At 63.3% G+C, this 12,928-nt stretch carries 12 protein-coding genes; 6 read left to right on the plus strand and 6 right to left on the minus strand.

Annotated features, from left to right (window positions below):
* Positions 1–5: 5 nt before the first annotated feature.
* On the minus strand, positions 6–902 hold the full coding sequence (locus BJ6T_RS26600; RefSeq protein ID WP_014495612.1) for a DMT family transporter: 897 nt from the start codon (positions 900–902) through the stop codon (positions 6–8).
* Between the two features lie 745 nt (positions 903–1,647).
* Between BJ6T_RS26600 and BJ6T_RS26605 the strand changes: the two genes are divergently transcribed.
* From BJ6T_RS26605 to BJ6T_RS42680, 4 genes are all read left to right on the plus strand, one after another.
* Positions 1,648–5,415: a vitamin B12-dependent ribonucleotide reductase gene (locus BJ6T_RS26605; protein WP_014495613.1), complete on the plus strand. Its 3,768-nt coding sequence runs from the start codon at positions 1,648–1,650 to the stop codon at positions 5,413–5,415.
* A 554-nt stretch (positions 5,416–5,969) separates the two neighbouring features.
* On the plus strand, positions 5,970–6,164 hold the full coding sequence (locus tag BJ6T_RS45940; protein ID WP_141378518.1) for a hypothetical protein: 195 nt from the start codon (positions 5,970–5,972) through the stop codon (positions 6,162–6,164).
* Between the two features lie 31 nt (positions 6,165–6,195).
* Positions 6,196–6,369 carry a hypothetical protein gene (locus BJ6T_RS47465; RefSeq protein ID WP_014495615.1) on the plus strand — a complete coding sequence of 58 codons (174 nt, stop codon included), beginning with the start codon at positions 6,196–6,198 and terminating at the stop codon, positions 6,367–6,369.
* A gap of 131 nt (positions 6,370–6,500) precedes the next feature.
* The gene (locus tag BJ6T_RS42680) at positions 6,501–7,178 is read left to right on the plus strand and encodes a phasin family protein (protein ID WP_028169558.1); all 678 of its coding nucleotides are present in this window, start codon (positions 6,501–6,503) and stop codon (positions 7,176–7,178) included.
* 191 nt (positions 7,179–7,369) lie between these two features.
* Here BJ6T_RS42680 and BJ6T_RS26615 read toward each other — a convergent pair whose 3' ends face one another.
* Together BJ6T_RS26615 and BJ6T_RS26620 are read right to left on the minus strand one after the other, a co-directional pair.
* Positions 7,370–7,567, minus strand: coding sequence for a hypothetical protein (locus tag BJ6T_RS26615; protein WP_014495617.1), 198 nt, complete (start codon positions 7,565–7,567; stop codon positions 7,370–7,372).
* Positions 7,568–7,663: 96 nt separating this feature from the next.
* Positions 7,664–7,960 carry a hypothetical protein gene (locus BJ6T_RS26620; RefSeq protein ID WP_014495618.1) on the minus strand — a complete coding sequence of 99 codons (297 nt, stop codon included), beginning with the start codon at positions 7,958–7,960 and terminating at the stop codon, positions 7,664–7,666.
* Between the two features lie 487 nt (positions 7,961–8,447).
* On the opposite strand from BJ6T_RS26620, the gene BJ6T_RS26630 reads away from it, so the two are divergent.
* Positions 8,448–9,482: a hypothetical protein gene (locus BJ6T_RS26630; protein WP_028169560.1), complete on the plus strand. Its 1,035-nt coding sequence runs from the start codon at positions 8,448–8,450 to the stop codon at positions 9,480–9,482.
* Positions 9,483–9,797: 315 nt separating this feature from the next.
* Here BJ6T_RS26630 and BJ6T_RS26635 read toward each other — a convergent pair whose 3' ends face one another.
* Positions 9,798–10,295 (minus strand): hypothetical protein, encoded by a 498-nt coding sequence (locus BJ6T_RS26635; RefSeq protein WP_014495620.1) that lies wholly within the window; start codon positions 10,293–10,295, stop codon positions 9,798–9,800.
* 344 nt (positions 10,296–10,639) lie between these two features.
* Here BJ6T_RS26635 and BJ6T_RS26640 point away from each other — a divergent pair, with 344 nt between their 5' ends.
* Positions 10,640–11,434, plus strand: coding sequence for a transglycosylase SLT domain-containing protein (locus BJ6T_RS26640; protein ID WP_028169561.1), 795 nt, complete (start codon positions 10,640–10,642; stop codon positions 11,432–11,434).
* Positions 11,435–11,475: 41 nt separating this feature from the next.
* Here the strand turns inward: BJ6T_RS26640 and BJ6T_RS26645 are convergent, their stop codons facing one another.
* Positions 11,476–12,321 carry an FkbM family methyltransferase gene (locus tag BJ6T_RS26645; protein ID WP_014495622.1) on the minus strand — a complete coding sequence of 282 codons (846 nt, stop codon included), beginning with the start codon at positions 12,319–12,321 and terminating at the stop codon, positions 11,476–11,478.
* A gap of 180 nt (positions 12,322–12,501) precedes the next feature.
* On the minus strand, positions 12,502–12,789 hold the full coding sequence (locus BJ6T_RS26650) for a hypothetical protein (RefSeq protein ID WP_028169562.1): 288 nt from the start codon (positions 12,787–12,789) through the stop codon (positions 12,502–12,504).
* Between the last annotated feature and the right edge of the window lie 139 nt (positions 12,790–12,928).

Below are 12,928 nucleotides of genomic sequence, written 5' to 3' on the forward strand. Positions count from 1 at the left end.
CCGCATCAGCGCGTCGCCAGCACCACGGCGGCCAGCGTAAAGATCAGCGCGGCGATCTGGCCCGGGCCCAACGGCTCGTGCAGCGCCAGTGCCGAGGCGACGACACCGATCACGGGTACCGCCATGGTGCCGATCGCGGCGACCGAGGCCGGCAGGCGCGCCAGCGCCGCGAACCAGCTGACATAGGCGATGCAGAACTGCACCACGGTGGAATAGACCAGCAGCCACCAGCCGACCGGCGTCACCAGCGAAAGATGCGTGGTCTCGACCAGGAGGCCGATGATCGAGATCGGCAGGCAGCCGATCCCGATCTGCCAGGCCGCGGCCGTGATCGGCGGCAGGTGGATCGGGTACTTCTTCGAGAACACCGTGCCGATGGCGAAGCCGAGCGCGCCGGCCAGCGCCATGATGATTCCAGGCAGCTTCTCCACGCTCGCGGCAAAGCCGTTGCCGCCCATGATCGAGGCCAGGCCGACGAAGGCCATCACCAGCCCCAGCGTGCGCAGCACGGTCGGCCGCTCGCCCAGCACCGGCCAGGCGATGATCGAGGCCCAGACCGGCATGGTGTAGGCGATCAGCGCCGCCTCGCTGGCCGGCAGCCACAGCAGCGCCAGGCCCATCAGCACCATCCAGCCGGTGACGTTGAGGACGGCGGCGGTCAGCAGGCGCGGCCAGATCCCCGGCCCCACCTTGAGGCTCTGCCGGCGGACCAGCGCGAGGGCGGCGAGCAGGACCGCGCCCAGCACGCCGGTCACCCCGCGCAGCGTCAGCGGCGGCAGCTCGGACAGCAGGAACTTCGTCACCGGCCAGTTGAAGCCCCAGCCGATCGAGGTGATGGCGAGGAACATCAGGCCGGCCGGGGCGATGCGCGGTCGCGCATCCCGGCGAGTCGAATCAAGCATGTGGGGTACCCGGCAAAATCGCGGTCAGCTTGGCGCGGATTCGCACGCGCCACCACCACCCCGGCGGGCATGCCTGCTCTCACCTTCCGTAGCCCTACGTGAGTCCCGCTGAGGCAACCCGGTCCCGAAAAATATACCTGCCCTGTGAACAGCGGGGTGAAGGGTCCATATCGTCACGGGATGCAAATTTTTTGGTTGGGAATCCCTGAGGACTCACTGATACTTGGCTCAACAACAGGCGCGGGCTTGCCCCCTGTTATCCCCCGCAATCCACCATATTTAGTATTTGATTCAGGAACTCGCACTAGTTCTTGACGGGCGCGACGGAGAGTCCTAGCTTTCGGTCCGTTCGGCGCGAGTGAGTTTGCGTCCCGCCGGCACTCCCCCAAAGGGTCTCGCAAATCGCCACTCCGCCAAGCCAGCCAAAGGCCGCGGGATGAGGGCTTGTCTGCCCTCTGGAAGCAGACTTTTCGGGCGCCAGAACGGGCCGGCAACAGGCTCGGATGGCATTGGTTGAAGTGGCGTGTGGGGCGTTGAACGCATGTCGCGCACATCCCCTTGGGGGCGGATGGGTGTGGACATGCCGGCGGATGAGAACCATCGCGCCGGGAGAAACTGGGCCGGATCCACCGGCTGAACTGCGAAGCCTTAAGGCCACAAGCGGCCCGGGAGGAATCGCGAACCGAAATAGCGACCCGGGCGCCTTGCGGAGGCAGTCCGGCAGATAAAAGGACGGGGCAAGACCATGCGGATTGAGCGGCGCCACACCACTTCGGGACAGTCACCTTACGCCGGGATCGATTTCCGGCTGACCACGTCGGAGATCCGGAATCCCGACGGCTCGGTCGTGTTCAAGCTCGAGAGCGTCGAGGTGCCGACCGAGTGGTCGCAGGTCGCCTCCGACGTGCTCGCCCAGAAGTATTTCCGCAAGGCCGGCGTCGCCGCGCGCCTGAAGAAGGTCGAGGAGGAGTCCGTCCCCTCCTTCCTGTGGCGCTCCGTGCCCGACACCGAGGCGCTCGCCGCTCTCCCCGAGAAAGAGCGCTTCGTCAGCGAGCTCTCGGCCAAGCAGGTGTTCGATCGTCTCGCCGGCTGCTGGACCTATTGGGGCTGGAAGGGCAATTACTTCTCCTCCGACGAGGACGCTCAGACCTTCTATGACGAGATCCGCTACATGCTCGCCATGCAGATGGTCGCGCCGAACTCGCCGCAATGGTTCAACACCGGCCTGCACTGGGCCTACGGCATCGACGGCCCCGGCCAGGGCCACTATTACGTCGACCCCTTCACCGGCAAGCTGACCAAGTCCAAATCGGCCTACGAGCACCCGCAGCCGCACGCCTGCTTCATCCAGGGCGTCGGTGACGACCTCGTCAACGAAGGCGGCATCATGGACCTCTGGGTCCGCGAAGCCCGCCTGTTCAAATACGGCTCCGGCACCGGCTCCAACTTCTCCCGCCTGCGCGGCGAAGGCGAAAAGCTCTCCGGCGGCGGCCGCTCGTCCGGCCTGATGAGCTTCCTCAAGATCGGCGACCGCGCGGCGGGCGCGATCAAGTCGGGCGGCACCACGCGCCGCGCGGCCAAGATGGTCGTGGTCGACGTCGATCACCCCGATATCGAGACCTATATCGACTGGAAGGTGAAGGAGGAGCAGAAGGTTGCTGCGCTGGTCACCGGATCCAAGATCAACCAGAAGCACCTCAAGGCGGTGCTGAAGGCCTGCGTGAACTGCGAAGGCTCGGGCGACGATTGCTTCGATCCCGAGAAGAACCCGGCGCTCCGCCGCGAGATCAAGCTCGCGCGCCGCAGCCTCGTGCCTGACAACTACATCAAGCGCGTGATGCAGTTCGCCAAGCAGGGCTACAAGGACATCCAGTTCGACGTCTATGACACCGACTGGGATTCGGAAGCCTACCTCACGGTCTCCGGCCAGAACTCCAACAACTCGGTCTCGCTGAAGGACGACTTCCTCCGCGCCGTTGAAACGGATGGCGACTGGAACCTGAACGCCCGCACCTCCAAGAAGGTGACCAAGACGCTGAAGGCGCGCGACCTCTGGGAGAAGATCGGCTACGCCGCCTGGGCCTCGGCCGACCCCGGCCTGCACTTCAACACCACCATGAACGACTGGCACACCTGCAAGGCGTCCGGCGACATCCGCGCGTCCAATCCGTGCTCGGAATACATGTTCCTGGACGACACGGCGTGCAACCTGGCGTCTGCGAACCTGCTGACGTTCTACAACACCACGACCAAGCAGTTCGACGTCGCCGGCTACGAGCACCTCTGCCAGCTCTGGACCATCGTGCTCGAAATCTCCGTGATGATGGCGCAGTTCCCGTCGCGCGCGATCGCCGAGCTCTCCTACGAGTTCCGCACGCTCGGCCTCGGCTACGCCAATATCGGCGGCCTCCTGATGACCATGGGTCTCTCTTATGACTCCAAGGAAGGCCGCGCGCTCTGCGGCGCGCTGACCGCGGTCATGACCGGCATCACCTACAAGACCTCCGCGGAAATGGCCGCTGAACTGGGCACATTCCCCGGTTACAAGAAGAACGCCGCGCACATGCTGCGCGTGATCCGCAACCACCGCCGCGCCGCGCATGGCGAGGCCTCGGGCTACGAGGCGCTCTCCGTCAACCCGGTGCCGCTTGATCTGGTCTCCTGCCCGCAAGGAGACATCGTCGCCCGCGCACAGGCGGCCTGGGATGCGGCGCTCGAGCTCGGCGAGAAGCACGGCTATCGCAACGCCCAGACCACGGTGATCGCGCCGACCGGCACGATCGGCCTCGTCATGGATTGCGACACCACCGGCATCGAGCCCGACTTCGCCCTGGTGAAGTTCAAGAAGCTCGCCGGCGGCGGCTACTTCAAGATCATCAACCGTGCGGTGCCGTCCGCGCTGCGCGCGCTCGGCTATCGCGAGAGCGAGATCGCGGAGATCGAGGCCTACGCCGTCGGCCACGGCTCGCTCTCCAACGCGCCGGGCATCAACGCCTCGACGCTGAAGGCCAAGGGCTTTACGGACGAAGCCATCGCCAAGGTCGAGAAGGCCCTGCCGACCGCCTTCGACATCAAGTTCGCCTTCAACAAGTGGACCTTTGGCGAGGATTTCATCCGCGATCAGCTCGGCATCGGCGCCGAGGCGATCGCGGCCCCCGGCTTCGACCTGCTCCAGGCGGTCGGATTTACAAAGCGCGAGATCGAGGCGGCCAACGTCCACATCTGCGGCGCGATGACGGTGGAAGGTGCCCCGCACCTGAAGGCCGAGCACTATTCGGTGTTCGACTGCGCCAACCCCTGCGGCAAGATCGGCAAGCGCTATTTGTCGGTCGAGAGCCACATCCGCATGATGGCGGCGGCGCAGCCCTTCATCTCGGGCGCGATCTCCAAGACCATCAACATGCCGAACGACGCCACGGTGGAGGACTGCAAGTCCGCCTACATGCTGTCGTGGAAACTCGCGCTGAAGGCCAACGCGCTCTATCGCGACGGCTCCAAGCTCTCTCAGCCGCTCAACTCGCAGCTCATCGCCGACGATGAGGACGAGGAGGATGCGGTCGAGTCGCTCTACGAGAAGCCGATGGCGGCGCGTGCCACCCAGGTCTCGGAGAAGATCGTCGAGAAGCTGGTCGAGCGCATCATCGTGATGCGCGAGCGCGAGAAGATGCCGGATCGCCGCAAGGGCTACACCCAGAAGGCGGTGGTCGGCGGCCACAAGGTCTATCTCCGCACCGGCGAGTATGATGACGGCCGTCTCGGCGAGATCTTCATCGACATGCACAAGGAAGGCGCGGCACTCCGCTCCTTCATCAACAACTTCGCCATCGCGGTGTCGCTGGGCCTCCAGTACGGCGTGCCGCTGGACGAATATGTCGACGCCTTCACCTTCACCCGCTTCGAGCCGGCGGGCCCCGTGCAGGGCAACGACAGCATCAAGTACGCGACCTCGATCCTCGACTACGTCTTCCGCGAGCTCGCGGTGAGCTACATGTCGCGCTTCGATCTCGCCCATGTCGATCCGACCGAGTCGAATTTCGACGCGCTCGGCAAGGGCGTCGAGGAAGGCAAGGAGCCGGACGAGACCCAGCACGCGACCAAGCTGGTCTCGCGCGGCCTCACCCGCTCCCGCACAGACAACCTCGTCGTGATGCGCGGCGGGTCCGCCGCGGTCACCCAGGGCAACGACAGCGCCCCGACCGGCGGCAGCAAGGTCACGGCTCTCGCCTCCCACGGCGCCAGCGCACGGGTCGGCGATGCTCTGGAAGGCGCGGTCGCGCTGAAGCAGGAAGTGGCCCACGACCTCTCGCCCACCGAGAAGCTGGAAGCCCTCCAGTGGAGCAAGGCCGGCAGCGCCGCAACGGTCGCAGCCCCCTCGAAGGCCGAACGCCGCGCGGAAGCCAAGGCCAAGGGCTACGAAGGCGAGATGTGCTCGGAGTGCGGCAACTTCACGCTGGTGCGGAATGGCACCTGCATGAAGTGCGATACTTGCGGAAGCACGACGGGGTGTTCGTGAGGTAGCGAGCGACGATCGATCGTTAGATCCGGTATTGACCCGGGCATACACAAAGGGCGGCCGAGAGGCCGCCCTTATCATTTCTTCATCGGACTCTCGGCATGTAGCCGTCGTCAACCAAACGGTGTCGCCCCCGCTCTATTCCCTCGGTCGCAAACAGCGGCTGCCATCGCGTGTCACCATTGGCTTCTCACTGCTCATCATTCGCCGGCGCGTTGCGACGTGCTTGCCTTGCGGCTTGTCTTGCGTCTTTTCTGGCAACCCAGTGCGCGCGAAATCGCTTCGCGGCGTGAAACGCCCGCGGCGCCACGACCTGAAACGCCATGGAGGCAACGCCGGCGACAAATCCCTTCACCACGTCAAAAGCGAAATCGGGTCCAAAATACTCCCACATGACCCTGCATCCTTCTTCGCGAAGGCACCGCCGGGCAGTCGTGGGCTGACATGAAAATGGAAAGGCCCCGTCCGTCACCGGCGGGGCCTCAAGAAAAATCCCTGCACGCGCCGTTGCGCGCACGCGAAATCTCTCGGTTCACCCGCTCATGGTGGACACGATGAAAGAGCTGCAAAGCATGGCCGTGCGATTGAAAACGCCCATAGCGATCATCCCGAAATTGCCAAATGCCAACCACACGGTGCGCATCGCCGAGCAGCGCACGGGGGTCTGGTGTCGGCGCCATAGAAGCAGACCCGAGGGCTGCCGTCTGTGTGCCATTTCACAACTACCGGAAGACTTTTATAAGGCATGATGGGCAAGCGTGGCCCGCAGGAAGGACCGCCATGAACGGCAATCGCTACTACGGGGTTCGGGTCGAGGGCGCCAAATACGGCGTGGGCTTTGGCTCCGCACTCGCCATCGCAATCTCCTACACCAACAATCATTCGATCCTGTGGGCGATCATCCACGGCATCCTGGGCTGGCTCTACGTGGTCTATGTCGCCCTGTTCCGGTGACGACGCACGCGTGAGGATCAATCTCGCCAACGACGGGATCGATGACGCGGATCGGGTGAGCACGGTCTCGCGCGCAGGACGGTCAAGACCCGGCGGGATGGCCTTGCCGATGCCCGGCAAAATCTCACCACATGGCCGCCACGCAAGCGACAACCCGCAATCGCGATTTCAGCGCAAACCCGACGGAGGCTTGCGGTTTCATCGATATTCAGGAGTCATTTGCAATGTTGGGGACGATCGAAAATAAGCCAACGGGAAAATCCGGCCGGCGCGGCGCGAAGAAGAAGGCCGGGCAACGGACCAGGGCCGGTGAGCAACACGCAACTGCAGCCCATCAATTGCCGGATGCCTCGGCGGAGATCAGCCAAGAGACTAGGCAAGAGAACAGGCAAGAGAACGAGCAAGAGATAAGGCAAGAGACGAGCCCAGAGGTCGGTGCGCAGGTACCCTCGGCTGCAGCCTTGCCGGTCGAGGCTTCCGGGATGGAGATCGCTGCGAGCGCCGTCGCACCGGTGGAACCCTCCCAGGCCAGCACGCAGGCGATTGCCGATGCCTATAGCGACTACACGAGGACGTCGCTTGAGCACGCCTGGACCTTCCTGGGAAAGCTCGCGACGGCGCGCTCACCCGTCGAGGCCTTTGAGCTTCAGATGGAGTACGCGAAACAGGTGTGCGGATCGTTGATCGCCGAATCCCAGAAGATCGCCGAGTTGCATGGACAATTGACCAGACAAAGGGTCATGCATTTTGAGGGGTTCGTGGCCAGGCTCACTCAGACGACGCTCGAAATCCGCGCGACACGTCACTAACAACAGCTGCGTATTCCGAAGCCGCGAGGCCGGAAGACACATGAGCCAGCGAGCGTAGCCCGGATGGAGCGCAGCGACATCCGGGAAAACTCGTCGAATGAACTCCCGGATGTCGCGGAGCCTGTCATCGGGCGGCGCTTCGCGCCGACCCGTCGGCTCATCCGGGCTCCTTGCTGCGGTCTCGGCATTAGCTAGCCGGTTGTCTTGGCCCGCTGCACTTCGTGCGGGTGGCGACGATCGCCACGCCGATTTGACTTGCGAACGTAGGTGACGAGCGCCTCGGGGTTCTCGAGCTTGATCTTCAGTGCCGCGACCAATGCGTCCTCGGCTTCGATCGTGAGCACCTTGGCACGCACCCCGAGCTTCAACCCGACAGTGTATGACGTCATGGCAGACTCCAAGGGTCCAGGCTTCCACCGTACCTCAATCGGCGTATCTTCGGAACAGCCCTGCTCAACACATCCCCTTTCGCCGAACAAACCGGATCACGACCGCTCTATCAGGATCGGTGAACCGAGCTCTTCGAAATGAAAGAGCTGAAAGACCCGCTGGCCGTTGAAGTCGAGCACCCTCAAATCATCGGTCTCGTGCAGATTGCTTTCGACCGCGTGAAAGTGCCCGCCGTAGCGCTCTCTGGCGAGCGACAAGGGAACCTCGAACGCGACGAACTTGCCGATACCTTTTTGCCTGAGCACCCCAAGGAGCTTCTGGTCGTCCAGGGACTGGTGCGAGGTGAGAATGAGCAGCGGACCGCTCGCCGTGAGCAGCAGAAGCGATTTCATTGGATCCTCCTTTGCGCCCCTCCCTACCTGATCTTCGCCAGGACTCCCTCAGGCGCCCCAGCTCCGCACGAACCTGCGCCTCCATAGCGTGTTGCAATGCGAGTATGCTCCTGCTGGACAATTCTGCGGAGACCTTTCTGTCCAGATTCTGCTTCCAGTCCCGGATGGCTTACTTGGTGGCGTTTTGGGCCTCCGGCGTCGCCTTAACGTACTCCTTCATGCAGGCGTCGGCCATTGAGGATGTCTGGCACTCCTGGGCCGCGGCCGGACCTGAAAGAAGCAAGACGAGTGTCGCGGTGAGACCCTCATGGCGCTTCCTCCCACGATAGCAGCGCACGTCGCGGGGATGCCCCGGGGAGCAGCGCCCGGCTGCTTCAGCAACCGTAGCCCGCCATAATTTCTCCTTCGCGCGCGCGTTGTGTTGGACAACGGTGAGGCCTATCCTTCCGACAATCGGACTGCCGCACTCCCATTAACGCCCGACTGGATGGAGCGCGCATCGGTGCCTGAAGCGAACGACCCCAAGCCTGACGAACCCAGGTCTGACGAACCCAAGCCTGAGGCCCACAAGCCTGAGGCCGACAAGCCTGACGAGGTGCGCGCCGATGGCGGGCTGGCGCGGGCCTATGACCAGATCAAGAGTGCAGAGGAAGAGCTTGCGCGGCTGGACCGGCTGGTTTCTGGAATGGAACGCGGCAACGAAGCCCCACGGGCCCCGCAAGCCAGCGCCGGTGCGAAGGCAGCCGAGGCTCCCAGGGACAAGGCGCCTGCACCGGAAAGCAAGGTTGGCAATCAAGGCCTGAAGGGAGATCGGACCATGTTGCGTGCCTTGGTTGGCCTCGTGCTGGCGATCGGCCTTCTCGGTGCCGCCTTTGCTTCGCAATATCGCGATGAAGCCAGCTTGATGACCAGGTCGATCATGGCGCGGTGGGCTCCACCGGCCGCGAGCAAGCCCTCGCGAGCGTCCGCGGTCGAAAGTCCGGCGCAGCCGCCAGCCGTACAACTGGCTGCTGCGGATGAGCCTGGTCAGTTGCCCGCGCCGCCGCTCGGCAAGGAAACGGAAAGCGCTCCAAGAGCTGAGGCTGCAAGACCTGACGCGCCAAGAACCGGCGCCACGGCGCCTGACCCCTCATCGTCCGATCTCGCGCAATCGCTCAAGAGCATCACCAGCGAGCTTGCGAGCATCAACGGAAAGCTCGAGCAACTGAAAAGCCGCAACGAGCAGGCGCTGCGCGAACAGGCCGACACCATTCAACAGCTCAAGGCGGCGCAGGAGAAGGATACGGCGGACAATGCGCGCCTCGCCGCGCAGGTCCAGGCGCTGCAAACGCAACTGACGACGTCATCCACGCCCGCACCCGCGAAACCCGCCGTGCGGAGCGTGACGAGCAACGAGACGGCTGCGCCCGCGCGGCCGCACGTGCAAGCGGCCCCACCCCGCCGGCCCAGGCCGCCGCCGCGAGGACCCTGGATGCCCCCGCCCTATTATATGGGCGACCCCTACGGCGATCCGGATTGGTAAGCCGTCAGCGTTCTCGGCCAAGAGCCTCGATGCCAAGAGCCTTGCTGCCAAAAGCCTTAGTACCAAGAGCCTTGGTACCATGCTGCGCGGCGATCGGCTGGCAGGCCCTCGGCCACACCTGTGCGACGTCACGACGGGCCTCGGCATGTCCGGCCACGTCACGTCCGCGTCCGCCTTGCGGCGGCTCAGATTACGTCTGGGACTCTCGCAAACGGGCTTGTTTCCCGTCCGTACGCGATTGGCTTTGAAGCCCAGCCCGCAGGATGGGGACGCACGAGCGCTCGCCCATCCTGCGAACTACGCTCTACGCCCGCCTCACCGTACCTCGTACACTGACACGATCCCGGTCGGCTCGGGCTCTTCCGTCGCAAGCTCCTCGTTGCAGGACTCGCCGACCGAGACGTCCTTCATCCTGCGCTTGACCTCCTCACACGTCTTGCGGACGTCTTCCGTGAAGAGCGCGCATTCCTCGATGCGCTTGAAGATCTTCCGCCCCTCGTCGCGATACCCCGCTGCCGTCTCGCGCATGAAGGCAATCGCGTCATGGACCTGGGCTGTCAGCGCCTCGCATTTTCGCGCGGCATCGATCAGCTCGGCGCCCATGGCCTCGATCTCTTTTGCAGCTGACTCGTAATCACGAATGACCGCCTCTGCACTGAGCGCGCCCACGCGCGTGACCCCCTCGGTGTGCTCGACGTAATCGGGCAGCGCAATTGAAGCAATCGAGCTTCCCGTGCGTACCGATGCAATGTCCTGCTCAAGCTGGACCAGGTTTACGCCTTCACGTCTGCGCAATTGTTCGACACTTGCCATGATTGACCCTCCCAATACGCTCCCCGTACCCCAAACGGTGCCGAGTGTATTACGTGGATAAGCGACCTTCTAATCAGATATGTCGTTGACAGTCGCAGCTTTGCCATTTTTCGCAATTGCAGCCACGACACGCAGCGATAATGGATGCCATCAACGCTCAACCTCTCATAGTTGTGGTTCGAATTGCGGTGACGGTGCACCTAACTCCCAGAGGATCGGGACGAATCGTTGCAGGGATACCCCACACGATCCATAGGATGAGTGGAGCGAGTCGATCCCCATCGACCCCACCAGGTGATGGATTTCGCAAAGCCTCAACTCATCCACGCGCTTCCACCAGACCCATGCCACGAAAAAGCAAACGCCTCCTCCCCCGCCTTCGCAGCGTCCGGCGGGGCGCCCGGTGGGTGCGAAAGCGGTTCGCCCGAGCACCGCGGATGGTTCGGATCGCGGGCAGCATGGCGATCCTGCTTGCGGTCGCGGCCCTTGTGAACATCGTCTATCAACTGGTCCGCAAGCCGACCGAGCTTTTCGTCCTTGTTGGCAATGCGCTGGACAAGGAGCCGGCCGAGAACTGGCGGCAATACGGGCCGCTGTTCCGCACCTATTCCACCGCGACGATCACGCCCGAATTGCTGGCCGCGCTGGCGCAGGTCGAGAGTTCGGGCAATCCGGTGGCGCGCACCTACTGGCGCTGGCGATTGAGCCTCAATCCGCTCGCGATCTACCGGCCCGCCTCCAGCGCCGTCGGCCTCTACCAGATGACCAATCCGGCCTTCGCAGACGCCGCACGGTTCTGTGTACGCGGCAACGCGGTCACGGAAACCGGTTGCGGGTTTACGGGCCTCTACACCCGCGCAATCCCGAGCCACGCCATCGAGCTGGCCTCGGTGTATCTGGACCGCAACGTGGCTGACGTTCTCGCCCGCGCGGGCGATGTGAAGGCAAGCCGCGAGCAGAAGCAGGATCTGGCCGCCTTCATCCATCTCTGCGGCGCAGGCCCCGCCACGGCCTATGCGCGCCGCAAATTTCAGATGATCGCCGACGAGCGCTGCGGCGATCACTCGGTTGCAAGCTATATCGCCAGGGTCAACGCGATGAAGCGGCAGTTCCTGCGACTATCGGCGGATGACCCGTAGGGTGGGCTTGCCTGCGGCTGCGCGAAGCGCAGTCCGCCAGCCTAGACATTCATTGTCGCGAGGGCGCGTGCTTCGGCGGGCTGGCCGGCGCTTTGAGGCGCGTTGATATCCTTCCAACACTCATCGCTTTGATGGACTGCGAGAATGTTGATGTCGAGACCCATGAACCGGTAGCCGTTGTCCTTGAGCCAATTCTCGAGTTGCCGGTTATCCGTCTTGATTTTTTCGATCAGGAGGATCGGGCGGTACTTCTTGATTGTCTCCCGAGCACCCGCAAGGGCCTCCATCTCCATGCCCTCGATATCGATCTTGATGAAGTCGACTCGCGGCAAGTTGAGCTCGTCCAGCGTCATTTTTCGGATCATGACGGTGTTGTTGGTGTAGTCGATCGGCTGGCCGATGAATTCGTTGCTCGGGCGCTGCCGCAATTCCAGGCTGCCGAAGCTGGAAGGCGCAAAATAGTTTGGATGTGGAATTTGCATCGTGCCGGATTCGGAGGAAACGGCAGCATGCACCGCCAACGCGTTGAAGCAGTTGTTGATGGCAATGTTGCCCGCCAGCGCATAGTAGATCCGTTCCTGGGCTTCGATCGCAACCACTGAACCCCAGCCCGTCATCGACGAGGCCCATTCGATCGTGTGCACGCCGATATTCGCGCCACAGTCAATGGCGACCACCCCGTCACCGTGGTACCGCCGTCGCAATGCCAGCAGTTCGAGAGCGATATTGACCTCGACTCGATCGAAAGCAGCCGTTTCGAGGATCTGAAACCCCACGCCGTAGCCGCGGTCAGGGCCGACCATGCGATAGTCGAAGCGATTGACGATCATCGTTCCATGGTTGGACGAGGCCATGACAAAGGCCAGCTTTTGCCCTGCGATCGGCATTGCAGAATCTCCTCTAACTCGGAGATGCCACTATCCCAACGCGCGCTTATGCGAAGCTTGTCCCGACAACGACGCAACCAGTGTCTTAACCAGTGTCTTGCCAGCCGCGAAGATCGTGCGTTTTCGCAAAGGCTCAACCCATCCTTAGTAGGAGCGTGCTTTCCGCCGCGCGCTTGCGCCCTACCTGATCTTCACCAGGCATTCCTTCAGCCGCTCCAGCTCCGAACGAACCTGCGCCTCCATCGCGTCCTGCAATGCGAGTATGCCTCTGCTGGACAATTCGGCGGAGGCCTTTCGATCCAGGTTCTGCTTCCAGTCCCGGATTGCCTGCTTCGTGGCCCTTTGGGCCTCCGACGTCGCCTTGAGGTACTCCTTCATGCAGGCGTCGGCCATTGAGCATGTCTGGCACTCCTGGGCGGCGGCCGGACTTGAAAGAAGCAGGGCGAGTATCGCGGTAAGGACTCTCATGCCGATTCTCCCGCCCAGGAGCATAGCACGTCTCGGGGATGCCTCGAGGAGCAGCGCATACAATGGCTGGAGCGCTTGCGAAACCGATCGTCCCGCGACAGCTATCGGTGGGTTCCGCTTCCGCCTTCGCTCTTCGAGC

Origin of the sequence: Bradyrhizobium japonicum USDA 6, from assembly GCF_000284375.1 — a bacterium.
Classification (GTDB): domain Bacteria; phylum Pseudomonadota; class Alphaproteobacteria; order Rhizobiales; family Xanthobacteraceae; genus Bradyrhizobium; species Bradyrhizobium japonicum.